The sequence below is a fragment of the Rhodococcus sp. JVH1 genome, from assembly GCF_000280725.2.
GTDB classification, from domain to species: domain Bacteria; phylum Actinomycetota; class Actinomycetes; order Mycobacteriales; family Mycobacteriaceae; genus Rhodococcus_F; species Rhodococcus_F jostii_A.
Genome location: NZ_CP166289.1, coordinates 7,997,362 through 8,021,112, shown reverse-complemented (window position 1 = coordinate 8,021,112; position 23,751 = coordinate 7,997,362). Strand labels below are relative to the sequence as shown.

General features: G+C 67.2%; 21 protein-coding genes and 1 pseudogene. 11 read left to right on the top strand and 11 right to left on the bottom strand.

What is annotated here, in order from left to right; translation table 11 throughout:
* Nucleotides 1-55 precede the first annotated feature (55 nt).
* Nucleotides 56-424, top strand: a complete 369-nt coding sequence (locus tag JVH1_RS37580; RefSeq protein ID WP_009472503.1) for a WhiB family transcriptional regulator — start codon at nucleotides 56-58, stop codon at nucleotides 422-424.
* A 670-nt stretch (nucleotides 425-1,094) separates the two neighbouring features.
* On the opposite strand, the gene JVH1_RS37575 is transcribed toward JVH1_RS37580, so the two are convergent.
* Nucleotides 1,095-1,322 (bottom strand): hypothetical protein, encoded by a 228-nt coding sequence (locus JVH1_RS37575; protein ID WP_011593342.1) that lies wholly within the window; start codon nucleotides 1,320-1,322, stop codon nucleotides 1,095-1,097.
* A gap of 3,627 nt (nucleotides 1,323-4,949) precedes the next feature.
* Here JVH1_RS37575 and JVH1_RS37570 point away from each other — a divergent pair.
* From JVH1_RS37570 to JVH1_RS37545, 6 genes and pseudogenes are all read left to right on the top strand, one after another.
* Entirely contained in the window at nucleotides 4,950-5,165 is a 216-nt protein-coding gene (locus tag JVH1_RS37570; protein ID WP_009472511.1) for a hypothetical protein, read from the top strand.
* 4 nt (nucleotides 5,166-5,169) lie between these two features.
* A pseudogene (locus JVH1_RS37565) lies at nucleotides 5,170-5,604 on the top strand (TnsA-like heteromeric transposase endonuclease subunit); the annotation flags it as partial.
* 71 nt (nucleotides 5,605-5,675) lie between these two features.
* On the top strand, nucleotides 5,676-5,942 hold the full coding sequence (locus JVH1_RS37560; RefSeq protein WP_051033621.1) for a hypothetical protein: 267 nt from the start codon (nucleotides 5,676-5,678) through the stop codon (nucleotides 5,940-5,942).
* A 682-nt stretch (nucleotides 5,943-6,624) separates the two neighbouring features.
* A complete protein-coding gene (locus JVH1_RS37555) occupies nucleotides 6,625-8,019 on the top strand; it encodes a Mu transposase C-terminal domain-containing protein (protein WP_371112925.1) in 1,395 nt (464 codons plus the stop codon).
* Nucleotides 8,013-8,918, top strand: a complete 906-nt coding sequence (locus JVH1_RS37550) for an AAA family ATPase (RefSeq protein ID WP_009472514.1) — start codon at nucleotides 8,013-8,015, stop codon at nucleotides 8,916-8,918. The genes JVH1_RS37555 and JVH1_RS37550 overlap by 7 nt, the downstream gene beginning before the upstream one ends.
* Nucleotides 8,915-9,055, top strand: a complete 141-nt coding sequence (locus JVH1_RS37545; RefSeq protein WP_009472515.1) for a hypothetical protein — start codon at nucleotides 8,915-8,917, stop codon at nucleotides 9,053-9,055. The genes JVH1_RS37550 and JVH1_RS37545 overlap by 4 nt, the downstream gene beginning before the upstream one ends.
* Before the next feature lie 1,097 nt (nucleotides 9,056-10,152).
* Here the strand turns inward: JVH1_RS37545 and nrdH are convergent.
* On the bottom strand, nucleotides 10,153-10,380 hold the full coding sequence (gene nrdH / locus JVH1_RS37540; RefSeq protein WP_009472518.1) for a glutaredoxin-like protein NrdH: 228 nt from the start codon (nucleotides 10,378-10,380) through the stop codon (nucleotides 10,153-10,155).
* 1,112 nt (nucleotides 10,381-11,492) lie between these two features.
* Between nrdH and JVH1_RS37535 the strand changes: the two genes are divergently transcribed.
* Nucleotides 11,493-12,359 (top strand): magnesium transporter, encoded by an 867-nt coding sequence (locus tag JVH1_RS37535; protein WP_371113080.1) that lies wholly within the window; start codon nucleotides 11,493-11,495, stop codon nucleotides 12,357-12,359.
* A gap of 47 nt (nucleotides 12,360-12,406) precedes the next feature.
* Here JVH1_RS37535 and JVH1_RS37530 read toward each other — a convergent pair whose 3' ends face one another.
* Complete coding sequence (locus JVH1_RS37530; protein ID WP_005257869.1) at nucleotides 12,407-12,589, bottom strand: hypothetical protein; 183 nt, start codon at nucleotides 12,587-12,589, stop codon at nucleotides 12,407-12,409.
* A 261-nt stretch (nucleotides 12,590-12,850) separates the two neighbouring features.
* Here JVH1_RS37530 and JVH1_RS37525 point away from each other — a divergent pair, with 261 nt between their 5' ends.
* Nucleotides 12,851-13,732 (top strand): universal stress protein, encoded by an 882-nt coding sequence (locus tag JVH1_RS37525; RefSeq protein ID WP_009472521.1) that lies wholly within the window; start codon nucleotides 12,851-12,853, stop codon nucleotides 13,730-13,732.
* 23 nt (nucleotides 13,733-13,755) lie between these two features.
* Complete coding sequence (locus tag JVH1_RS37520; protein ID WP_009472522.1) at nucleotides 13,756-14,352, top strand: hypothetical protein; 597 nt, start codon at nucleotides 13,756-13,758, stop codon at nucleotides 14,350-14,352.
* 15 nt (nucleotides 14,353-14,367) lie between these two features.
* Here JVH1_RS37520 and JVH1_RS37515 read toward each other — a convergent pair whose 3' ends face one another.
* From JVH1_RS37515 to JVH1_RS37480, 8 genes are all read right to left on the bottom strand, one after another.
* Complete coding sequence (locus JVH1_RS37515; protein WP_043777295.1) at nucleotides 14,368-15,678, bottom strand: wax ester/triacylglycerol synthase domain-containing protein; 1,311 nt, start codon at nucleotides 15,676-15,678, stop codon at nucleotides 14,368-14,370.
* Nucleotides 15,675-17,108, bottom strand: coding sequence for a wax ester/triacylglycerol synthase family O-acyltransferase (locus JVH1_RS37510; protein ID WP_009472524.1), 1,434 nt, complete (start codon nucleotides 17,106-17,108; stop codon nucleotides 15,675-15,677). Before JVH1_RS37510 ends, JVH1_RS37515 begins: the two co-directional genes overlap by 4 nt.
* A 61-nt stretch (nucleotides 17,109-17,169) precedes the next feature.
* On the bottom strand, nucleotides 17,170-17,769 hold the full coding sequence (locus JVH1_RS37505) for a hypothetical protein (protein WP_009472525.1): 600 nt from the start codon (nucleotides 17,767-17,769) through the stop codon (nucleotides 17,170-17,172).
* A 65-nt stretch (nucleotides 17,770-17,834) separates the two neighbouring features.
* Nucleotides 17,835-18,689 (bottom strand): universal stress protein, encoded by an 855-nt coding sequence (locus JVH1_RS37500; protein WP_009472526.1) that lies wholly within the window; start codon nucleotides 18,687-18,689, stop codon nucleotides 17,835-17,837.
* A 49-nt stretch (nucleotides 18,690-18,738) separates the two neighbouring features.
* Complete coding sequence (locus JVH1_RS37495; protein WP_043777297.1) at nucleotides 18,739-19,755, bottom strand: nitroreductase family protein; 1,017 nt, start codon at nucleotides 19,753-19,755, stop codon at nucleotides 18,739-18,741.
* A gap of 175 nt (nucleotides 19,756-19,930) precedes the next feature.
* Nucleotides 19,931-20,869 (bottom strand): universal stress protein, encoded by a 939-nt coding sequence (locus JVH1_RS37490; protein ID WP_009472529.1) that lies wholly within the window; start codon nucleotides 20,867-20,869, stop codon nucleotides 19,931-19,933.
* A gap of 2 nt (nucleotides 20,870-20,871) precedes the next feature.
* Entirely contained in the window at nucleotides 20,872-21,672 is an 801-nt protein-coding gene (locus JVH1_RS37485; RefSeq protein ID WP_009472530.1) for an ABC transporter permease subunit, read from the bottom strand.
* Nucleotides 21,662-22,573 (bottom strand): ABC transporter ATP-binding protein, encoded by a 912-nt coding sequence (locus tag JVH1_RS37480; protein WP_009472531.1) that lies wholly within the window; start codon nucleotides 22,571-22,573, stop codon nucleotides 21,662-21,664. The genes JVH1_RS37485 and JVH1_RS37480 overlap by 11 nt, the downstream gene beginning before the upstream one ends.
* Nucleotides 22,574-22,730: 157 nt before the next feature.
* Here JVH1_RS37480 and JVH1_RS37475 point away from each other — a divergent pair, with 157 nt between their 5' ends.
* Nucleotides 22,731-23,744: a hypothetical protein gene (locus JVH1_RS37475; protein WP_043777299.1), complete on the top strand. Its 1,014-nt coding sequence runs from the start codon at nucleotides 22,731-22,733 to the stop codon at nucleotides 23,742-23,744.
* The last annotated feature ends 7 nt before the right edge of the window (nucleotides 23,745-23,751 follow it).

Below are 23,751 nucleotides of genomic sequence, written 5' to 3'. Positions count from 1 at the left end.
CCGGAGTCCGGATCTGCCCACAGATCCTCCCGTTCGGGAACGAAAGGAACCGCACTTGCTCCCCGCCCGAACCCCATCCACGCCGACCCACCAGGTCCTGAGCGGACCCGAAGGGTGGCGGGACAGCGCCGCGTGCCGCGGTATCGAACCGTCGATGTTCTTCTCCCCCGACAATGAACGCGGCATCGCCCGAAGTCACCGCGAATCACGGGCCCGGCAGATCTGCCAGGACTGCCCCGTACTCACCCAGTGCCGCGAGCACGCCCTGACGACGGGCGAACCGTACGGAATCTGGGGCGGCATGACCGAAAACGACCGCAAACGACACACCAACCGAGCTCGCCGCCGCGAGCACCGACCCCTCGCGCCCCGGCACGCGACACCGGCCACCGCCGACGCCCTGCACCTGAGCTCCGCCCGGTAACGAGCGCGTCCAACGCGGCATCCCGACGACCCCACCACCCCACGGAGAACCCCAGCTCCAGCACCAGAATACGAACCAGATCAACGGTTTTGGACCAACCAGAGTCCGATGGAGCATCGCCGATCGAGACGCCCGAACGCGTCAACGACGCGATGCTCCCGGCCCCGAAAGCGAGCACGGTGCTCTCCGAAGCGACGAAACACCGATTGTCACCGGTCGCGATGACGAACTGCCCTCCCGGCGCAGCGAAGGTCGCCGACCGCAGCGGGCCTCCGGTTCCTCGACCCTTTCAGGTTCGGGCAGGTTGAGCGTGGGCAGTCCGTTCTCGCCGGTCGCAGCGGCGGCCGTCATCGCAGCCTGAGCCGGATCGGGATTGCCCTCGCCCATCGGGTCGTTCGCCACCCCCACGGCGGCAACGCAGGCGGCGGTGATGCCCAACGCGGCTGCGGTCTTCACGTATGGGCGGCCACCCGAAGGGCCACGCATTCCCCGGGCTTTTAGTCGGTAGTCGCTTGGCCGGCCCCCGGCACCGCACCCGCGGTGCGGGCGCCCGGGGGTTGTCACGAGGGTTACCGCTGGCGCCGCCGAACAGAGAAGCGTCCGGAACGCCTGGACACCGAGCACGCGGCCCACGCCCCGAGCGGGTCGAGTTCCTCGAGTCGCTCTCGAGTCACTCTCGGGTCGCTCTCCGCTCTCGGGTCGAGTTCCTCGAGTCGCTCTCGGGTTGCTCTCGGGTCGCGTCGTCGCCCGTCTTCGCCAGCCGCTGCCACTTGCCGGAGAGAATGAAGAACTCGTCGAGGACCGCGATCATCAGCGGTAGCTGCGAACCCTCGATCTTCTTGTGGTGAATGTAGGCGTTGCGGGCCATCATCTCGGTGTGCAGCGCACGCACGAACATTGCCGCGCGGAGCGCGTCCTACACCATCGCGCCACAACCGGGGTAACCCTCGAGTGCCGTCGAGTTCGATCATCTTCGGATCGACACCGACGAACGGGATGCCACGGCGCACCGCCTCGGTCAGCACCGTGCGGATCACGAACCCCTTGCCACCGCCGGTCGGCCCCACGATCACGCAATGCGGCCGGTTCGAACTCGTCGACACATCCCAGAACATCGTCAGGTCCGCCGCGCCGGTCGCATACGGCAGGTGCCGCAGGTCCCCGCCGACCAGGGCGAACGGGTACTCCACCCCGGTCGGCACCGCAGCCACGAGCCGCATCACCAGGGGGCCCTGCGAAGGGGTCCACTCCGTGGTCCAGGTCCGGCCGGACTCGTGCACGCCCGCAAGAGATGCCAGGGCTTCGTCGACCTTCGCTTGGAAGCCGCGGGCACCGGAGTTCATCGACGGCTCGAACGTGCTCTCGACGCCGTTCTCGAGCCGTTCTCGACGCCGTACTCGTCGACCGAGTCGACGGTGACACTCGCGTCCTTGAGGATTGCGCCGGCATCGAGCGCCGCCTGCAGCGCCTTGTGCCGCGCGGAGCGAGTGTCGGGGATGACTTCGGCGCGGGTGATGAGGATTCGATTCCTGTGCCCCTCATGCTCGAGGCGGACCTCCCACTTGCCGCGGCCAGCGAATGCCTCCTCGATTGCCCGGGTCAGCTCGTGAAAACGCCTTCGGCCGGATCACGGTGCCGGGGTGCAGTGTGATCGCCGCCCGGCAGACGGTCCGTCGCCGGGGAGCCAGTGACACGATGACCTTCCGGGGACGGTGACCGGTGCTCTGCCGCACCACGGATTCGAGCATCCGAGTCGACTTGTGCGCGCGGTAGCGGGACACATCGAGCGCGCACAGTGCGGCAGCGCCAGCGAGCAACGGGCCACTGGTAGCCGTGCAGCTGGGTGAGGGACGTCGGTCGCGGTCTCGTTGCCGTCGACGGCCGGCAGCAGCCGTGGCGCGTACACCGCCGCGGCGGCGCCGGCCACAGCGATCGGTGAGGTGGGGGTGAAGCGGCCGATGCGCGCCCGGTCGGGCGGCCGAATCGACCTGCGTGCCTGCGCGTGCGGTGTCGCAGTCGCCGAAGATCTCGTGGTACTGCTGAACCACCCAGTCCTCGACCGGGTCACGACGTGCGTTCACCGCGGGCTCCTTTCGCTCGGCCCGACACCACTGCGGGAGTGATGCGGGAGCACTGTGGCAACAAACGCGCGCCGGGTTCAACGGGGTATGTGGATAACTTCCGAGCGGCGCGTTCGACGAATCGTCCCGAGCCTGTCGGTGCCCCACGTAGAGCATCCCGGCGACCCCCGGATCCCAGCGGTCCGCGCGCCGCTCACCGAGACCCGGTGTGTGCCGCATCGCACGCCGTGGCGAAGCAGGCATCCAGGGGACTCGTTCGCTGTGTCGGCGGTGTTCGCCGCACGGTGCCGGAACGGTGCGGGTGCGGCCGCGGACCCGCCCGCCGCAGCGCTCCGAACAGCAGTCGCGGACCCCCGTCGCAGAGCGCCCGAATCAGCGGTCACGGACCCCCGTCGCAGAGCGCTCGAATCAGCGGTCGAATGAGCGGTCGAGTTCCGGGCGTTTCGACGGTGATTCGACCGCTGCGGCGAGCACGTCCGAGCACGCGTGTGAGACGCCTCTCCGCGAGCGATACCGGCAGGGTCGGTGCGGCGGTCGACGCGGTCCCGATGCCGGCGCGGCGAGTCCACGAAGGGCGCGCCGAACCGGCGCCCCGCTGCGCGGTCGACACAGCACCGCCGCAGGCGTGTGACATGGGGCGTCCCGAAATAGGTTGGCGCGGCGCAATTTCTAGTAGTACACTCCCCCCTAGGCCCGAAGGGCCGGGGGGAGTGACCCCCGAAGGGGGTGGGGTTCCCCCGCTTTTCCGGACGCTCGATTCGGACGCCCGTTCTCATGCCACGGCAGAGCACCCTCCGATCGGTGCCGCAGCACCACCTGTTCGATCCCCATTTCGAGGGCAATAAGACGCGCACTCGTGTGCGCCTGAACACGGGCGGTCCGGCACCACATTGCAGCGCTGAATTTCGCGCTTCCACGGCCCTGCCGCCACCGTTGCTCCGCCGGGTTCTCCGGGCACCACCCCACCGGGCGGCCCGTTGCGGTGCTCGGCGGGCCCCGATCTCTGACCGAGAGGGGGTCAAGCGCACACCGAACCACCCACGACCCGTCAGAGGTCCACGCGCGACACCCTCACCGCCCACGCAACCGATGCCCGCGCCCAGCCCATGCGTGGGTCACCAGATGGCCGAAAAGCACGCACCCCCGCTGCGCCGACGACCACCGCTGCGCCTTCTCACAAGGAAGCTATCCACATACCCCGTTGACGTCGGCACGCGATCTTTCTTCACGTCGCCCGCACCACATTTCAAGTGCTCTCGCCAGATCCGACCCGAGAAGAACCCCATCTGTGTTGCGTCCACCGTCGTCGACGCCGCACTCGCTTCACCCACACACCCCCACATCGGTGATCACTTTCTTGCTCCGGAAACCGAGGTGAACACCAACAACCTCGAGACTGGATCGGCGACAACGTCTTCGCCGGGGATCTTCCCCGCTGGTTGCCTGCGCGATCACACTCGGAGCCCGCCACAAGCAACTTCTCGAAGGTGCCGACCGTCGGCGGACCGATCTGTCGGCGCGATCACCTTCTTCGTGCTCGCCGGTAGCCAGAACGCAATGAACGGGCTCGGAACCTTTTCCCTCAGCCTCTTCGGCGTCGACGTCTCACGCGTGCTCGTCCCTTGCGAACACATCCTCGAAGGGAGTGAGCACGTAAACGCCGACCGACCCGCTCTACCCGCGTAGACGCGCACTACCTCGGCCCCCGCGGGCAGAACCCTCCCCCGACTCGCATCCGGTACTCCGCCGTCGGGGTGAATGCAACGATCGCGGTCACGGCCTTCGTCGTCGCCCGCATGATCATCCACGTCCCTCCGGGCTTCACACCACTGGCCGTGATGCTCACGCTCACCGTCTCTCTCACCACCACGATCACCCGATACATCAACGCCGACCGACCCCCGCACTTTCCGTGTTCATCGCGGCATGGAACGACGTGGTGGCACCACGACCGCCTCAGACCCGGACAGAGCGCCCCGGCCCCGGCCCGCCGGTGCTCGACCTGTCCACTACCGAAGATCGACGGTGAAATCCGATCAGCCCCGAACAAGGACATCGCCGCCGGTGCTCGACCCGAACTTCGACGAGCCGCAGCCGCCGGTCCTGCCGCCGGAAGCCCCGCCTCCCTCCCGCGCCGCGGCGATGCGCAACGCCCCCCACGACCCCGCCGGCCGAACCGGCACCACAACACCCAGCCCGGCCCCCGGCCCCCGGCCCCCGAGCCCCGGGGCCCGGGGCCAGCCCGCCGCCCGTCGAACCGCCCAGGACACCCGCGGCACCCCCCTCCCACCGAACCACCCGTCGTCGACGAACCCGCCGGCCCGCAGCGACGAACCCGCCGGCCCGCAGCGACGCCGCAAACACCGCACGACCTCCGAAGCCGAGTTCGTTCCACCGACGAAGAGCTACCGCCGCTGCCCGCCGACAAAGGCAGCCAAGCGCACATGCAGATCGACTCGATCCGCATCATGCGCACAATCGCGGCGGCCTTCCCCGAGATCACCACCCTCGGCGGATGGCGCCCCACCGGCGACGTCACCCCGGATCACCCCGACGGGCGCGCGGTCGACATCATGATTCCCGACTCCGCGAGCGCCCCAGGGAAGGCACTCGGCGACACGATCGCCCGGGCTGCGGAGGAACGGCTGAGCGAGCGCTGATCAGGTGGGCGACGCTGTGCTGGCGCTGGATCGTGTTCCGGCCGACGATTTCGGGTTCACGCTGGGGCTGCGCGATGCAGTGGGCGGGGATCGATTCGTGCGGCTGGGGCAGTGCGGTCACTTGACGCTGGAGCAGGCCGCGCCGGTGCGGACGTTCCGCTGGTCGCGTGGGCTCGGTCATTTCCCCGGGTGGTGGTGGTCGGTGACAACCGGCCACCATGTGGGTTACGAGTCCTGGCTGGAGCGCGATCGTGTCCGCGCGCTCGATTTCGATCGGGACGTCGTCGGTATCGCGTCGCAGCCGTTCTGGCTGCACTGGAGCGATGGCAGAGGCCAGCGCCGCCATGCCCCGGACTATTTCGCTCGCGTGGTCGACGGGTCGGGTGTGGTGATCGATGTCCGCGCCGATGACGCGATCGAGCCGAGGGACGCCGAAGCGTTCACGGTCACGGCGCAGGCGTGTGAGCAGGTGGTCGGCTGGCGATATCGGCGAGTGGGGTGCTGGATCCGATGCTGGCGGGGAACGTGCGGTGGCTGGCACGCTACCGGCATCCGCGGTGCGCCGGCCGGGCCGAGATCGGGCAGCGGCTGCGGGGGGTGTTCGCGTCACCGGCGCCGCTGCTGGCGACCGCCGAGCGTGCCGGAGACCGGATCGCGGTGCTGCCAGCACTGTTGCACCTGATGTGGCAGCAGGAGCTGGTGGCCGAGCTGGCGGCCGCCAGGCTGTGCCCGACCACTCTGGTGGCGACTGTGGGTTCGGTCGGTGGTGCTCGGTGAGCGGGGGATCTGCGCCTCGGCGGCCTGCGCGGTTGTCGATCGGTGATCGCGTGCGGCTGGCGGGAACGTTGCACACGGTGATCGCGGTGTCGGGAACACGAATACAGCTGGCGGACACCGGCGGTCAAGTCGCCGAGGTTGGCCTGACCGACCTATTGGCGGCCGGAGACTTCGAGGCGGTGAGTGCGCCGGCGCAGGCTCCGGTTCCCCCGTCCACGCTGTTGGACGGTGTGCCGGAAGCTGTGGCGGCGGAGGCGTTGTGGTGGGAACAGCACATCGTCGAGGTGTTGCGCGGGGTGCCGCCGCAGGCCCCGGCGGGGACCAGGCCGAAACGGGAGTACGACCCGGAGCGGGTGTCGCTGACCCGCCGCGAGCAGGCCAAGGCCGCGGAGCTGACCGGGGCCGGTCGTCCGGTGACCGCGAGCGCGATCACCAAACGCCGACGCCGCTACGAAGCGCGCGGGCTGGCCGGGATGGTCGATCATCGGATCGACAAGCCCGTCACCGCGCACGGTCGGGCCGATCCGCTGGTGGTGGAGGCGCTGCAACAAGCGATCGCCGAGGCGACGCAGGAGTCCTCCCGCACGGCCACCTACCTGTTCTGGCGGACCGGCCAGATCCTGGAGGCCGCCCACGGTCCGGGGGGGCCGTTCGGTTGCCGTCACAGCGCAGCCTCTACCGGTTGCTGGAGAAGCTGGCGGCGGGCAAGCACACCACGGGATCTGCCCGCACCCGCCGGTCGCTGGCCGACCGCCCGGACGGGCCGTTCGGCGAGGCGGACGCGTGGGCGCCGGGTGAGGTGATGCAGATCGACTGCACCCCGCTGGACGTGCTGGTCCGCCTGGACGACGGCGTCGCGGGCCGGATCGATTTGACCGGCATGATCGATGTCGCGACCAGGACCGTGACCGCGGCGGTGTTGCCTCCGACGACCAAGTCGGTGGACGCGAGCGTGCTGCTGGCCCGCACCGTCACGCCTGAACCGATGCGGCCGGGCTGGTCGCAGGCACTGGCGATGTCGCGGTCGGCGCTGCCGTTCGAGCGGCTGCTGGACATCGATGCCCGTATGCAGCACGCCGCAGCCCGGCCGGTCGTCATTCCCGAGACGATCGTGGTCGACCAGGGAAAGGTGTTCATCTCCCGCAACTTCCGGGCCTCCTGCAACTTCCTGGGCATCAACTTCCAGCCCGTCCACGACGCATCCGGCTGGGAAAAGGGGCATATCGAGCGGATGCTCGGCTCGGTCGGCACGCTGTTCGCCCAGTTCGTCGCGGGCTACACCGGATTCAACGCCGAACGCCGGGGCCGCCACGTCGAGCAGCAAGCGGTGTGGTCGGTGACGGAGTTGCAGGAGCTGCTGGACGAGTGGCTCGTGGCAGCCTGGCAGAACCGGCCCCACGACGGGCTCGGCGACCCCGTCCATCCGGGACGGATGTTCAGCCCGAACGAGAAATACGCCGCGCTCATCGAAACCGCAGGCTATGTCCCGGTCGCACTGTCGGCGGACGACTACGTCGAACTGCTGCCCGCGACCTGGCGGGCGATCAACGTCTACGGCGTGAAGATCAGCCATCGCACCTACCACGACAAAGCCCTGAACCCGCTGCGGCACCAGCGATCCGGCGTGACCGACCATCGGGATCTCTGGGAGATCCATTACGACCCCTACGACGTCTCACGCGTCTGGGTCCGCAACCACTGGAAGGGCGGCTGGATCACCCTGTTCTGGAAGCACCTGCACCGCGTCGCAGCACCGTTCGGGGAACTGGCCTGGGACCACACCCACCGCGCCCTACCGGCCGCGACCGAAGAAGAAGTCGCCGACGCTGTCGCCGACCTGCTCAAACGGGCCCACCAAGGACCTTCCGACAGTGAGGGAAAGGCCTCGGCGAAACTCACCGCCGGGTCGCCGCGCGCACCAAGGCCAGCTCACCGGCTGCCCCGATCCCACCGCGGCCCGCACCGCGGGACAGCATCGACGAGGAACCGGACCCGGTCCGCAACAACTCGTCCGGGCGCCAAGGTGATAGCGCTGCCGATCTTCGACCCCTTCGCCGAGGCGGACAAGCGATGGTGACCCGCACAGCCCGTCACGGATCCGATGACGAATCCGGTGATGCCGACTACGGACACCTGCAGCTGACCACGCTGGACGGGTGGCGCGGCTTCGTCGCCGAGATGCACACCGCGCCGAACCTGCTGCCCGCAGCGGTGTGGACGGGCCTGGCCGAGGACAAACGCGACTACTACGACGACGATCGCATCGATCACCATTCCCGGTTGCTGGTGGTCCAGACACCCACGATCCGCCAGGTCATCGCCTCCGGTCGCCGCCTGGTCCAGCTGAACCGCAACGCCCACTACGGGCGATGCGGCTTGATGGTGTCCGGGCCCGCCAGAACCGGTAAGACCACCGCACTGACCCAGCTCGGCAAGACCGTCGAGGTGATCCACCGGCGACGTCACCCGCACGCGGCGGACGACATTCCCCTCGTCTACATCACCATCGCGCCCGCCGCCACCCCGAAGATGATCGCGATGGAGTTCGCGCGGTTCTTCGACCTGCCGATCTCGCGGCGCGCCAACATCACCGACATCGCCGACGCGGTCTGCGGCGTGAGCCGCGACGCCCGCGTCACCCTCGTCGCAGTCGACGAACTCCATAACCTCAACACCCGCACCCGCACCCGCGCGGGCGCCGACGCATCCGACACCTTGAAATACTTCAGCGAGAGGACCCCAGCCACCTGTACATATGCCGGAATCAGCCTGGAACGCACCGGGCTGCTGTCCGGCACCCGCGGCGAGCAGATCGCCGGCCGATTCGAACACGGTCCGCACCGGTCCGTTCAGCCAGGACCAACAATGGACCGCGCTCATCGCCGCCTTGGAAGACAGTCTGCGACTACACCGGCACCGGCCTGGATCACTGCCCGAGCTCGACCGCTACCTGCACAGGCGCACCCACGCAAATGATCGGAAGCCTGCTCTGGCTGATCCGCAGCGCGGCCATCAACACCGTCCTCGACGGCACCGAGAAAATCACCAAGAAGTCCCTGGACGCCGCCGACGCCGACATCACCTCCGAATCCTCGGCCCCTCCCGTCGGATAAGCGGCGAGGTCCCACATGCTGCCCCGCGATCGAGCCGAGCTGATACCGGCCCTGGGCAAGGCCGGATGGTCGGTGAACGCCATCGCCGGGGCAGCTCGGCTACAGCCCGACGACGAACCGCTCCTCCCTGACCGGACACAAGAGACCCGGAGTCCGAACCGCACGCACCCGCCTGCTCACCGATGCCTGGCCGACTACAGCCGCCAGCACCTCACCGACGACCCACAGCTACGACCCACAGCTACGACCCCACGCCCTGTTCAAAGAGTTGAAAGAACTCGGATTCCAAGCCAGCAAAGCGACCTTCAACCGCGAGATGCAACAATTCCGGCAACCCGCCGCACAGCCGGCTCCCCCGCGCCCGCTCGGGCAGTCCGGGCGAGCACACGGTCGTGCTGCCACGGCCGGTCGCACCGATCACAGGGCAAACGCTGAGCTCCTACCTACCTCGGCTCGCCCGAACCAACCACCTCACCCTCACCGAGGTCCTGGCCACACTGCCGTCCTGGTTCTCCACGAAGATCAACAACCCCGACGAACTCTCCCAGCACCACATGCTCGTCCCCGCGACCACCGACGCACTATCGCGTCACACAGGCCCCCGTACCGAGATCTTCCTTCCGAGGAGGAGACCAATCAGCGGCAAGCCTGTGCACCCGCTTACACAACAGAGGAGCGGCGTGGACATGCTCACCGATCAGCGAGCAGACAGCGCAGGCGTTGCCATGGCATACGCATCGGCGAAGCCGACCGTCCCACCCATCCCTGATTGACTTCGCCGGGTGCACGATGGCGGTGCGGTGATCTGCCATCTCCCCATTGCCGATCGCGCGAATACCATTGGCGCACCAAATCTTAGCAACTGATACCCGACATCGAGTCCGAAAACTCGTGCCGGCCACCGACCTCCTCCGACGCCGACAACACCCCGCCCGCCCCCCACAACAGGACGCGCGAACAGCGCCAGGACAACGACACGCCAACCACCGGCAAAGACAACATCCGACCGACGCACCTGATCACATCCATCGCCAAGCAGTTCCGCTCCCCCTCAACGGTCGACGCTGCCGTCATCCAGGGGCCGAGACCGGTACCCGTCAGGCTGCCGCGAGGGCCCTGATGCGATCGGGCCGGAAACCCGCCCAATGGTCGTCACCCACCACGATGACAGGGGCCTGCAGGTAGCCGAGACCCAGCACGTAGTCATGGGCGTCAGGGTCTCGGGTGATGTCGACGATCGTGTAGTCGAGCCCCTCGTTGTCCAGGGCGCGGTAGGTGGCGGTGCATTGCACGCAGGCCGGCTTGCTGTAGATCGTGATGGTCATGGTGCACTCCGCTCCGTGATGTGTGCCGGCGGGGGACCGGAAGTATATGCTCTCCGGCCCGGGTTCGCGCGCTGACAGCGCGGAGGCGCCGAGTCCCGCGAACTCATCGAACATACATTCGATTATCTGTTATGGTGACCTTTCGGCGCCAGTGACGGTGTAGGGAAGACTCCGTCACTGGCGCCGTCAACGCTGTGACCATCACAAAAGCCGTTGTCGCGCAATGCTTGTCGGCCAATTTCGGAGAATCGGCACGGGGAGAAGTGTCGGGATGCGACCCGAACGTCCGGCCCGGCGAGTCGGGCGCTGTGCCGTTCCGGGCCGCCGTGGCCAGGGCGGCTTCCACGCCTTCGTACCGGATTCCTCAGCGTTCAGGGACGGGCGCACCCGTTCTCGGTTCCCGCACCCGTTCTCGAGGCCGAGAACGGGTGCGTCTACCGAAAGGTGCGCGGCTGTCGCCCGGAGCTCGACGCGACGATGCTGCCGACCCGTCGTCCGGGCGTGGAGATCGCCGGTGGCGCGGCGGAGGGGGCAGGCCCTGCGGTCGATTAGTTGACATAATGTCGATTATCGGCAAAAAGTGGCATTCTATCGCCGCAGGTCAGAGGCCTGGATTTGGCCTGCCTGTATACCCGCAGCCAGTTCTGCGTCGACCTGGCCCTCGGGCCCGTCCGGCGCTCATTCGCCACGTATTCGACTCGGCGCGTCGACGTCGAACCGTCGCGGCTGATGCACCCGTCGGCGCGCTGAATAATATTCACGCCGCCGGATGTGCGGCCCCGGACCGCTAAGGCCAATTCGGCGGTGTCGTCGAGTGGCCCGCTTTTCCGAATGAATGTTCGGTTTCGGGTCTCCCCTCCCTCCGACCCATGCACCCTCATTACGTCACTGTGACGTAATGAGGGTGCGCCCGGTCCACTCGGAACGTGGCCGGCTTCGGTATCACCCGTGCCAGGATCGAAGCACTCCACAACACGTTCGGAAAGGGTGTGCCGGTGTCTGAATCGCTGGTCTTCGACGATGAGCCTGAACCCCGGACTGCGCTCTGGCATGCCTGCACGCGGTTTCCGACCGGCGCCCCGGGCGACTCCGTGACGGCCGTACTGAGCGACATGGCCACAAAACGGTACGACTGCGCTTCGGTCGTCGCCGTATTGGACGGAGGCCGGCTCGTGGGCGTCGCGACGATAGAACGTATGTTCGGCGCCGCGGACCGTGAGGTTCTGCGCGATGTCATGGATCCGAATCCGCCGACGGTCCGACCCGATACTCACCAGGAACGGGCCGCGTGGCAGGCGGTCCAGCACGGGGAGCCGGGGCTGGCGGTGGTCGATGACGACGGTCGGTTCCGTGGTCTCGTCGCACCACAACAACTTCTCGCGGTACTGCTCCAGGAACACGAGGAGGACCTCTCGCGCCTCGGAGGCTTCCTCCATTCGGTCGAGACCACGCGCGAAACGAGCGTGGAGAACGTACGGCGCAGGCTGTGGCACCGTGTTCCCTGGCTCCTCGTCGGATTGCTGGGTGCCATGGTCTCGGCCGTGTTCATGGCGGCATTCGAAGTCACTCTCGAAGCGAATGTGGCCGTTGCCTACTTCATCCCCGGAATCGTGTATCTCGCAGACGCAGTCGGAACGCAGACCGAGACCCTGGCGATCCGTGGATTGTCAGTCGGGGTGGGAATTCGACGTATCGTGGGGCGCGAGGCGCTCACCGGTCTGTCGGTGGGTGCTCTCCTCGGAGCCGTGATGCTCCCTGTCGTCAGTCTCATGACCGATGACACGATGCTTGCGCTCGCGGTGGCCGTGGCGGTTCTCGCCGCGAGTGCGATCGCCACCATCGTCGCCATGGTGCTGCCGTGGCTCCTGCAGCGGCTCGGCAAGGATCCGGCATTCGGCTCCGGTCCACTTGCGACTGTCGTTCAGGACCTGCTGTCGATCATGATCTATTTCGCGGCCGTCACGGCGCTCGTCAGTTAAATCCCCCTGCCCGAACCTGCAGCGAGGAGGCGGGGCACCGAAAGCGCCTACCCTGCAAGGACCTTGAAAACGTCGTAGACCATCCACGCCGGCCAGAACAACCCTTGGATGATCGCGAGAACATACTCCCAGAATGCGTCCGCCTGCTGCCAGAACCACACCCAGGCTCCGAAGATGCCCAGCGCGTAGATCGCTCCGCCGCCCGCGGCGCCGGTGTTGCCGTCGCTCATGGTCACATACCTTCCCCAGGCCGAAGTGCGTGACACCGGATCGCGAGAAACACGATCGGGCGCCTCGTCTCAGTGTCGTCACTGCAGGTCCGCGGCGACAGAGCCGTTGGTCACCCGGGCGGGATGCCGCGGTCACGGAGTCAATCGGGCCGGGTGCCGACCTCGGGTTGGTGACCTTCTCCCCTACGGGTGTCATTCGGGGGCGGCAACGATGAAGGTCGAGGCAGAAATTCGGCACCAGCAACCCGGCAGGAGTGCACCATGTCCGACCATCGCCCGATCGTTGTGGGGATCGACGGCTCACCATCGTCGTTGCAGGCGGTTTCGTGGGCGGCCCGAGAAGCCGCGCTCCGCAGCTCGCCCCTCTCGCTGATCACGACGATGTTCGTTCCCGGGAGATACGGCGTCCCGATTGGTGTGCCCGCCAGCTTCTTCCAGGACGAGGAGCGCGACGGTAAGGAGAGGTTGGAACGGGCGGCGCAGACCGCCCGTGCCGCAGTGCCCGGACACGACATCGAGATCGACACCACCGTCTGCACCGGCACGCCGGCAGGTGAACTTCTCGACCGCTCGGCGGATGCCTCGATGCTCGTCGTCGGTGCGAATAGACGGGGAATCGTCGACCGTGCCGTCCTGGGATCGGTCAGTTCGGCGGTTGCCACCCACGCCTCATGCCCGGTCGCCGTGATTCGCGGTGAACCTGATCGCGATATCAACGACATCCCCGGACCGATTGTCGTCGGTGTCGACGGATCACAGCACAGTGAACCGGCCATCTCGACGGCCTTCGAGGAAGCAGGTCTGCGGCAATCGGAGCTCGTTGCCGTTCACGCATGGTCCGACATCGTTCTGCAGCTCTCCCCGGACGGAGGCAGCGAAGCAGAGTGGCTGCGGGATGCGGCCAACGAAACGGCCCTGTTGTCCGAGAATCTCGCCGGTCGTGCGGAGAACTATCCGGATGTGAAGGTACGCACCCTCGTTGTCAGGGATCGCCCCACCCGGCACCTGCGTGAGCAGGCCGAGAACGCGCAGCTTCTCGTGGTGGGGAGCCGGGGACGGGGCGGGTTTTCCAGCATGCTTCTGGGGTCGACCAGCAGGGCGTTGATGCATTCGGTCGTCTGCCCACTCCTGATCGTTCGCTAGACGGTGCTCAGGAGAGATGTGTCGTGCACAGCCCCGGCCCCGGATCGACCCTGATCGAAGCGCAGCTGCCGAGGTACGAACAACGCATCCTGCGTACGCAGGCCGTACGTGCGTCGGCGCCCGCAACCTTCGCCGCCATTCGCCGCGTCGACTTCTTCCGGTCGCCGGTGGTCGCGTTGCCGAACCGGGCCCGAATTGCGATCGACACCGTCCGCCCGCGTCGGGGCGGCGCACCTATCCAGCGGAGTCGGTCCGAATTCCGATTCGACCGGTTGCTCGAACCCGACGGCGGGTTCCACCTCCTCGCGGAGAAGCCCGGTCACGCAATGGTTCTCGGGTTCATCGGGCGCTGGTGGGAGCGGGGCTACGGCCGCGTCGAGTGGTCCCCGGCCGAGTTCGGCCGCTTCGCCCTTCCCGGATATGGCGTCGGCGCGTGGGGTTTCACAGTTCTCCCGTACGACGCTCACACGTCTGTCCTGCTCACCGAGGTCCGCGTACACGGCACCGACGACACGGCGCGGCGGATGTTCCGCAGGTATTGGACGGTTGTGGGTCCGTTCGTCACGGCGATGGGCGGGCCGATCCTGCGCCTGATCCGTGACGAGGCAGAGTCTCGCTGAGTTGCGGCCCTGCTGTCACTCGATCGCGGCCCGGAATTGTTCGCGCAGATACGCCGCGAGCTCGCGGATCTCGGGGACCACATCGGGATCGACGACGATCGTCACGGTCAGGGTGCCCGCATAGGACAGTGCCGCGAACGCGACGCCGACGTTCCCCGCGGTGACGGTAATCGGGGTGATGTCCGTGATCGGTGCACCGGCGATGACGAGTCGTCCAGCGGGGCCCGGGAGGTTGGTCAGGAACGAGTTGACGAGTCGCTGACGATCGACGAACCGGCGAAACAACCGCACCGCGGCCAGAATCCGGAAGAGTGGTCCGATCAGTGCCGAGGATGTGCCTCGGGTCCGCATCTTCCGGGCGCGGGTGATGCGCGAAACAGCGGCGAGCCTTTCCTCGACGCTTCCTTCCAGCGGTACGCGGACGGGCATCACGCCGACCTGGTTCCCCAGATACCCGCTGGTTGTCGTACTCCGGGCCGAGACGGGGACCGACACCACCAATTCCTGGGGAAACTCCTTCCGCTCATGCAGGAGTGTGGCCAAAGCGCCGGTGACGGCGACCAACAGAACATCGTTGACGGTGGCCCCCGACCTCCGCCCCGCTGCCCGGACACGGTCGAGGCCGACGTCGACCGTCGTTACCGTGCGACGGGAACCGGTGGGAACGTTGAGGGAACACCGCGGCGCCCATCCGAGGCGACCACGACCGAGTTCGGCCCAACCATCTCGTATACGAGACACCGTGCGCGGAAGTCGGCGCAGCGTCCGGGTACGGTCGGCAACGCAGTCGACGAACCGGCCCCGAGGCGGTGCCGCGGTATTGTCGGCCGGCCCAGCCGCGTCCGCGCCGTCCACGACACGCGCGAGCACTGCGAGGCCACCGATCCCGTCGGCCACGACGTGATGCAGCACCAGCACCAGACCGATGTGACCGCCCGTGAGACCGGTGACGACAACCGCCCGCCACAATGGTCGTGACCGGGGCAGCGGCCGGGTCACCGCGTCCACCGCGATTGCCAGCGCAGCGTCACGCTCGCCCGGGCACGGGCACCGTACTCGGGACACATGGGCGTGGACGTCGAAATCGGAGTCGTCGACCCAGTACGGCCGCCCCAGGCCCCGCCGTGGCGTGGCCAGGCGCTGTTGCAGGCGCCGAATGCTGGTGAGCCGTCGTGTGAACGTGGCCTCGACGGTCGCCGCATCCACGTCACCTTCACCGGCAACGAAAAGTATCGCGCCGACGTTCATGGGTACCGGTCCGACGTCCGAGACGAGCGTGATCAGGTCGCCCGAGCCGAGTTGCTCGTGACGGTCGTCGGACATCATTCGGAGGCTGCGGCAGCCGCGCGCGAGGCGGCGAGGAGTGTCAGGACACCGCGTTCGATCGCGTCGGTGAGGTCGGTGAGGTCGGGTGTGGTGTCGTAGTCCCCGGTGAGACCGAAGGCGAGATGGTCGCTGTAGCTGAGGATCGCGATCCCGATCCGTAGTCGCAGCGCGATCGGCACGTACGGGAAGATCTCCAGGATCGTGCGGCCCATCACGTGTCGTGTGGCCTTCGGTCCGGGGACGTTGGTTGCGACGGCGACAACACTGTGCTGAGGGAACCGGGTGGCGAGCCGAACTGCCCAGGCCATCGGCATGAACGGCCCGTACTGGGCGACCGCGGTGAACGCCTTGCCGCCTTCTGCTTCCTTGCTCGCCTTGTGCGTCGTGAGCCGGTCGTGGACGGCGACCAACTGCGCGACCGGGTCGTCGATGTCGACCGGCAGGAAAGGCAGCATGAGCGAGACCTGATTGTGGATCGAATGTTCCTCGGTTGCGGAGCGGACGGACACGGGAACGAGTGTGCGGACCGTGTGCGGGTCGGGGTGCTCGCCCCGTTTCAGGAGCAGCTGCCGCAGTCCTGTGGTGATCGCGGCGAGTGCGACGTCGTTGACGGTGACCCGGTACGTGGCGCAGATTTCGCGGACGTCATGCATCCGGACTCGTGCGGCGCAGTAGCGGCGCTGGCGCCCGATCGGTCCGATCAGTGATGTGTCCGTAGAGGAGGTCAGCATCTCGGACAGCAGGTGGGTGAGGCCGGTTGCGACGCCGATACCGGCGGCTGTCAGCCTGCGCGGAACAGCCAGAGCCGCCGAGACGAGCCGCAGTTGCCGCATCGGGGACAGGAACTCGATCGTCGAGCGGATCAGGCCCTCGACGCTCGCGAGGCGTGTGCCGGCGGTTCGTGCCGGCACGGCGTCGGTGTCGGTGTCGGCCTCTGTGGTTCCCGACGCTTCGGCCACGACTTCGTCGCACATTGCCTCGAACAGTTTCGTTCCGGTGATCCCGTCCGCCATGCAGTGGTGAATCTTGGTCAGTATGGCCCAGCGGTCGCCGGTGAGGCTTTCGACGACCCAGCATTCCCACAAGGGGCGGTCTCGGTCGAGTCGGTGCGCCATGACCCGGGCGACGAAACCGAACAGGGCCTCCTCCTCCCCCGGTTCCGGGAGGGCGACCCTCCGCAGGTGATGACCGAGGTCGAAATGCGGATCCGGTGACCACGAGGGTGCGCTGAAGTCGAGTGGGACCGTGTGAACCCTGTCTCGGGTGTGCGGGAGTGTCGCGAAACGTGCGGCGACCGTGTCCCGAAATTCGTCTTGCCCGGGAACCGGACCCTCCATGATGGCGAGAGCGCCGATCGTCAGGCTGGCGTGTGGGTCGGAGTCCTCCGTCTCGAGGAAACCCGCGTCGAGGAAGCTCAAGTTGTCGTCCACTGGCTCCGGCCTCACCATTCGGAAATCGTCGTCGTTTGCCTGTGTTCACCGTGAGCGGGCGTCAGCTGACCGGCCACCCTGGTGCCTTTCCGAGGTTTCGCCACTCGCGGTCCCACTGTGACATCCGGTATCTCGTTCCTGCCCAGCGAATTCCGATCATCATCGTGAGGCAGATCGTCGTACCCATGGTCCACAACGCGAGTGCGGCGCCCACGGCCTCGAACGCGTTCTCGGTGCCTGTCTTCGGCGCGGACACGATCTTTCCGGCCGGGTCGATCCAGATGCTGATCGTTTGTCCCGTTTTCGCTTCCGGCGCGGTCTGTACCAGACCGGTGTGTGTGGTACCGGCAACCGCCCACCGGGCCAGCGCCTGGCCGGTGGCACCCGTCGCCGGGGTGGTATCCGCCAGGTTGACATTTGCGTCCTCGAGGAGCACTGCCGCGATCTGCTGCCGAGTTGCGCGGTCGGCGCGGGATTGGTCGTCGAGGCGGGTGCGGGTCGCGGTTCCGAAGGCGGCGGCGAGGGGGACCAAGCTCAGCACCACTGCGACGACGAGGAGGAAGACCGAGGATTCGAGGCGACAACTTCCCCGCATCAGTCGGTTCCCGCTCCACGGCCCCAATCGCCACATCCGCGCTACCAGTGTCTGTTCCCCGATCATGACGACCTCCTGCGATTGCTCCTTCGAGTGTCGCGCCGGAGCAGGTGCCGATGTAGGGCCCAAGGTCATCGCCCTGGTCGGATCGGTCCGGCTATCAGGAGGGGACACGGAGTGATGTGTACCAGCGCTGCGCTGGTCGAGCCGAGAGTCATCCCGGGGAAGCCGCCCCGCCCGCGGCTGCCGACGACGATCATCTGGGCCTCGTCGGCCATCTCGAGGAGATGGCGGACGGGACGGTCGCGAACGAGAGTTCGGCGCACCGAGACGTCGGGGAACCGTTCACACCATTCGGCGACCGCGGCGTCCAGCACCGACCGCTCCGCGGTTTGCTCCACACCGACCGGAAGTATCGACAGGTCCTGGTCGGACCACGCGTGCAGCGCGATCAGTTCCGCGTTGTGGAGGGAACACTCCTCGAACGCCAGTCCGACGGCCCGTGCACTGCTCGGAGATCCGTCGATGCCGACGACGACGGGTCCCGTGCCGTCCGCGACTCTCGACCAACCGTCGATCACTGCGACCGGGCACTGGGCATGACGCACCACGGCCGAAGTCACGGAGCCGATCAGCCCGTCGGTGAACTCCCCGAGTCCGCGCCTGCCGAGGACGACCATTTCTGCGCCGGCGGATCGGTCGACGAGTGATCCCGGGGCGTTCTGATGTGACACCTCCGCCCGAATGTCGAGGTCCGCGTCTGCGGACCCGGCTCGGGCGGTCTCGCGTGCCTTGGCAACGTTCCGCTCGGCTCGGGCGTGGAGCGTTTCGGCGAGTCGAGGCCCATCTTCCGTACCGCGGTAGGTGATGCAGGACAACAACAGTAGCGGCGCCCTGCGCTCTGTCGCCTCACGTGCGGCCCACCGCACCGCATCCAGCGCCGGCCCGGATCCGTCCACTCCCACAACGATCGCCGGATCGACCATGGTGACCTCCTCATCACTTCCCGTTGACGAGCGGGTGAGTCGGCATGCCCTACTCCCCCGGCAGGTGGCCCGGAGCCGGCCGCTCTCGCACCAGAACTTCCGACAACGGGCGTCTGGGTGTGGTCGAGGGTTCCCCCACGCCGGTGCCCGCTCCCACCCTGATCAGAACCTGCGGCATTCCCTCCCCGGAAGACAGCTCTCGAAGCAGTGTCCGCGTCACGGCGCGTTCGGTCAGATGGGTGACGGGGCAGGTATCGAGTCCGCGGTCGGTGCATGCGAGCAGGACGGCGGAGAGCACTTCGCCGCTCCGTAACCAATCGAGTCGCGAATCCGCGGACGTGGAGAGCAGGAGGATCGCGGCTCGATCTTCCGATGGGCCGCCGTCGGGTGTGCTCGCGCGGCCGGGTGGAAACTCGCGGGAGAGGTGCACCGAGTGCTGTTGCCGGTCGGACGGGCGAGCCTGCTCCGGCACACCGTCGGGGAACAGCCCGCGCCCCGACCACCACCGGAGTTCGGCTTGGTAGGTGGGGTCGTCGTGCCGTAGACCGGTCATTCGGCGTGATGCTTCCTCGAGTGCGGGGCGGCTTCGCTCGCCCAGGTCTTCGAGTTCGACGCCTGTACCTGCGGTGATTCGCACCAACTGCTCGAGTGTGTCCGCCCACGCGGGCGGCGGGTCCATGGGCAGTCGTTCGGTTCGCCTCCGTCCGATCGCCACCGCCATTCGGGCGACGAAATCTGTCGGTGCCGGAGCCGGGATGAAGTTTATCGTCGACAGAAGTTGCCGGTCGGAAGAATGCGGCAGCCGTTCGATCACAAGACGCCAATGATTGGCCGTGAAGGCGTACTCGAGGTGATTCAAGGCCGCACCACAGGAGATCACCATTTGGCGTCCGAAGCCATCGGTGGCGGGCAGCAGCCGGTCGGGGTCGCTGTACAGCCGCAGGGCAGTGCCCATCACCCAACGCCACGGTTGGCTGTTGTGCAGTGACGGCGCGCGGCACGCCAGCGCGACAGCTGATTCGACGGTACGTCGGTCGGGGACCGTGGGGACCGCGCGCGTGTTCACGGCGTGTCCATGGGTGTGGTGGGTGCTCCGCCGGTCATCGGGTCTCCTGCGTTGTCCTGGATTCGAGTGTTGTGCTCACGGCTCGACGACTCTAGGGCCGTAGGTCATCGACACCGCCCGGAGCAGGGTTGCACCATCTGGCCGGCACATCTGGGTGTAGCCGTGGGCGTGGAAGTCAGCGATGTCCACGGTCGCCGAACTCCACGGCCTGATCAGGGACTGTGCCGGTGTCACGCTGAACTTTGCTGATCATGACCGGGCACCGAGCCCGGTGCAGCACGTCCTGACTCGTCGACCCGAGGACCGCACGGCCGAGTGCGCCGTGCCCATGGTTTCCGACGACGAGAAGCTGAGCGTCCACACACCAGCGGAGCAAGACTTCGCCAGCTCCACCGGACTCGACGATCTCTCGCACGGCGAGGTCGGGGTATCGATCGGCCAGTCCCGCGAGGCTCTCCGCCAGAACTGCCCGCTCCCGTGGGCGGGCCGCGGCCCCATCCGGTGCGTTCTCGGCGTCGGGCGGCACACGCGACTTCCACGAGTGGACGGCCACCAGCGGCGCGGCGAATCGCCCGGCGAAGTCGGCGGCGTCGGCCACCGCGGCGACACTGCACCGGCTGCCGTCCACACCGACGACAACCGCGCGACGGTCGGGGGTCGTGTGCTCTTCGGCTCCCCGCCACACCACGACCGGGCACCGGGAGCGATGGGCGAGGCGCAGCGCTGTGGCGTTCAGATACCCCTCCACGGGTCCCCGTGCCGTCGACCCGATCACCACCATCGACGCCGAATCCGCCAACGGCAACAGGACGTCCGCCGCCGTCGACCCGGTAGGTAGCGAACACTCCACGGCGACGGTGTGCCGGTCGCTCCTGATGTTGCGTACCGCATCGGCCAGGAACCGTTCCCCGGCGATGCGGTCCTCGTCTTCCGACGGAAGTGGCCGGGGTTCCGTGTAGAAGACCGGGGGTGGGGGCAGCACGTGAATCAGGTGCACGGTTGCTCCCTGCTTGTCCGCGACCGCGGCGGCCCAGCGCGCCGCGCCTCTCGCTGCCACCGAGCCGTCGACTCCGACGACGACCGGGGCGAGAGACCGTGTCCTGGCATCGGTCACGGCTATCTCACCACGTCGCGATGAGCGAAACCGACGAGCGCGACTCCGAGCAACACTGCAATCGTGAGTGCGGATACGGATGCTGCTGCGAGCGAGAACCCGTGGCGCAACGGATCATGGCCGGCGTACTGATAGAACGGTGAATATCGTTGCCAGGGAGCCAACCACGACACCACCGGTCCGAGACCGTTGAGCACATACGCCAGTATCGCGATCACGGCCGGAACCGAACGACTGGGTGCGGGGTGGCCGGTGGCGGCTCCGATCGCGAAGGCGAGTGCACCGAAGACCAGCGCCAGAAGTGCCAGATGCACCATTGCCGCGGCAACGTTTCCCACCGGCAGATCCATGTCGGCGAGTATCCCCTCCCCGAGCAGAGCGAGACCCATGACCGCCGACAGCGCCACAGTGCCCGCGGTGAGCGCACCGAACTTCTCCGCAAAGATCCGTCCGCGGCTCAGGGGCGTGGCGAGCAGCTGATCGAGCGTTCCCCGATCCTCCTCTCCGGCGACCGCCGCCGCACCCGTTCCGACGGCATAGATCAGAAGCAGCAGTGGTCCCATGAACGACAGCAGTTCGATCTGGATGTATCCGACCGGGGTGGACATGTCGGCACCGGACATTGCGAACAGGGCACGGAATGCCTCCGGCATCTGGTCGAGGAATTGATTCATCGCCGGCTGGTCGCGAACACTCGGCCAGATCACCACGTACATAGCCACCAGCAGCGCGATCCCGACGACCCATGCGGGGAACGCCCGGCGTTGGTCGTACAACGTCTTGGTCAGAACGCTACGCAGCATGTCGGTCTCGAATCTCGTAGAACGCCATGAAGGTCTCCTCGAGGTCGGCCTCGGCGCACTCGAAGTCGACGATGCCGTAGTGCGAGATCCGGCGGATCAAGGCGTCCAGCGCGGACTGAGGCGCACTGCACGTCAGCGATGTGCCCGCAACGGTGAGGCCGCGGATACCGGCCACGTCGCGGAAGTCCGATTCCTGGATCGGGGTCGAACATTCGGCGGTGATATGGTGCAGCGACTTCTGGCGTAGTTCGTGAAGACTCTCGACGGCGATGAGGCGACCCTCCCGCAGCACACCGACGCGGTCGGCTACCTGCTGCACTTCGCCGAGTACGTGGGACGACAACAGGACCGTTCCGCCGGATGCGGTGTGCTCCCGGATGATCGCGTGAAACTCGTGTTGCACGAGCGGATCCAGTCCGCCGGTCGGTTCGTCGAGAATCAGCAGTTGCGGGCCGGACATCAGGGCGAGAACCAGCGCGAGCTTCTGGCGGTTTCCCTTCGACATCGTCCGGGCGGTGCGATCGAGATCGAGATCGAGTCGATCGGCGAACACGGTCGCGGCTTTGTCGACAGGGTCGCCACGCAGGTGTCCGAAGAACGTGATGTGCTGCCGTCCGGTCAGGCGGTCGTAGAGAGCCAATTCGCCGGGGACGTAGCCGATCCGACGATGAACCGCGGGTGCCGCCGACCATGCATCGAGGCCGAGCACACGGGCCGACCCCGCAGTGGGACGCAGCAAGCCCGTGAGTAAGCGGAGCGTGGTCGACTTTCCGGCACCGTTGGGGCCGAGGTAGCCGAAGACTTCGCCTTCGACGACATTCAAGTCCACCGCGTCCAGAGCGAGTACCGAACCGAACCGCTTGCTCAGTCCCACCGTGCAAATGGCGATAGTGTCGGACATCTTTTCAGGTTTGCATCGGGGTGAGTGCCGTCAGTAGGGTCTTCCGGCCCGAATCGTCGCCGAGTGTCGCGCCAGTGACCATTGGCCCTAACCTCGGGCCACGGAAAGGCGAACACTGAGGTGGACGCACCGACTGCCCGACCTGGGTGAGGGCGGAGTGCGATCTACCGAGGAGGCGATCGTGGACAGCACCATTCCCGACGAGAACGTCGTGCGCATTGCCGTGGACCTCGCCTGCCGGGCACCGTCGGTGCACAACAGTCAGCCGTGGCAGTGGACGTACGCCGACGGTCAGCTCGACCTTTACACCGAACGCGGTCGGCTTCTGGCCTCGACAGACCCGTCGGGCCGGCAGCTGGTCGTCAGTTGTGGTGCGGCGCTGAATCATCTCGAAACGGCATTGACCGGGCTCAAATGGTCGGTGGACATCCGGCGCGTCCCGGAGGGGCCTCACTCGGGGCATCTGGCGACGATTCGGTTCCGCCACGACGCCCGGCCTCAGTCGCACGACTTCGACTTGCTTGCCGCGATCCGGCACCGGTATTCCGACCGCAGGCCCTTCGGTCCGGTCAGCATGAAGACCCCGCTGCCCCCGGCATTGACCGACGTGACGCGTCGCGTGGACGTCCACCTGACCCTGCTGGCACAGGACGCTCGTCCGACCCTGGCGAAGGCGACGGAGTTGACCGCGGCCGCACGAAAATACGATTCTGCGTACCAGGCCGAGCTTCACTGGTGGGCGGGTCATTCTATTCCGCAGGGTGGGATACCGGCGGATTCCCTCGCGACCGCGGAGAATCGTGACCGCGTCGACATCGGACGCCATTTCCCCGCCGGCCGCGACAACGACGCGAGCCCGGGGATCGACCGCTCGACGGTTCTCGTGTTGAGCACCGATACCGACGGTCGTGAAGCGTGGCTCCGGGCCGGTGAGGCCTTGTCCGCGGTGCTGTTGGAGGCCACCGTCGGCGGTCTCGCGACGTGCCCGCTGACGCACATGACCGAACTACGGCAGAGCCGGGAGATGATCCGCGAACTGGTTCCCGACCGCGGCTTCCCGCAGGCCCTGATCCGGGTGGGCACGACTGAGAAGAAGTCTCCGCCACGTCAGACTCCCCGGCGCCCCGTCGAGTCGGTGTTCTCGATCGGCCGCCGCCACTCCACTCGTTGACGCTTCG

Excerpts from the sequence above, each read along its gene's own strand:
- JVH1_RS37570 (WP_009472511.1), top strand. The coding sequence starts at position 4,950 with ATGCAGATCGACTCGATCCGCATCATGCGCACAATCGCGGCGGCCTTC.
- JVH1_RS37480 (WP_009472531.1), bottom strand. The coding sequence starts at position 22,573 with ATGTCCGACACTATCGCCATTTGCACGGTGGGACTGAGCAAGCGGTTC.
- JVH1_RS37575 (WP_011593342.1), bottom strand. The coding sequence starts at position 1,322 with ATGTTCGTGCGTGCGCTGCACACCGAGATGATGGCCCGCAACGCCTAC.
- JVH1_RS37545 (WP_009472515.1), top strand. The coding sequence starts at position 8,915 with ATGATCGGAAGCCTGCTCTGGCTGATCCGCAGCGCGGCCATCAACACC.
- JVH1_RS37505 (WP_009472525.1), bottom strand. The coding sequence starts at position 17,769 with ATGATCGGGGAACAGACACTGGTAGCGCGGATGTGGCGATTGGGGCCG.
- JVH1_RS37530 (WP_005257869.1), bottom strand. The coding sequence starts at position 12,589 with ATGAGCGACGGCAACACCGGCGCCGCGGGCGGCGGAGCGATCTACGCG.
- JVH1_RS37500 (WP_009472526.1), bottom strand. The coding sequence starts at position 18,689 with ATGGTCGATCCGGCGATCGTTGTGGGAGTGGACGGATCCGGGCCGGCG.
- JVH1_RS37515 (WP_043777295.1), bottom strand. The coding sequence starts at position 15,678 with ATGATGTCCGACGACCGTCACGAGCAACTCGGCTCGGGCGACCTGATC.
- JVH1_RS37550 (WP_009472514.1), top strand. The coding sequence starts at position 8,013 with ATGGTGACCCGCACAGCCCGTCACGGATCCGATGACGAATCCGGTGAT.
- nrdH (WP_009472518.1), bottom strand. The coding sequence starts at position 10,380 with ATGACCATCACGATCTACAGCAAGCCGGCCTGCGTGCAATGCACCGCC.
- JVH1_RS37560 (WP_051033621.1), top strand. The coding sequence starts at position 5,676 with ATGCTGGCGGGGAACGTGCGGTGGCTGGCACGCTACCGGCATCCGCGG.
- JVH1_RS37485 (WP_009472530.1), bottom strand. The coding sequence starts at position 21,672 with ATGCTGCGTAGCGTTCTGACCAAGACGTTGTACGACCAACGCCGGGCG.
- JVH1_RS37525 (WP_009472521.1), top strand. The coding sequence starts at position 12,851 with ATGTCCGACCATCGCCCGATCGTTGTGGGGATCGACGGCTCACCATCG.
- JVH1_RS37535 (WP_371113080.1), top strand. The coding sequence starts at position 11,493 with ATGGCCACAAAACGGTACGACTGCGCTTCGGTCGTCGCCGTATTGGAC.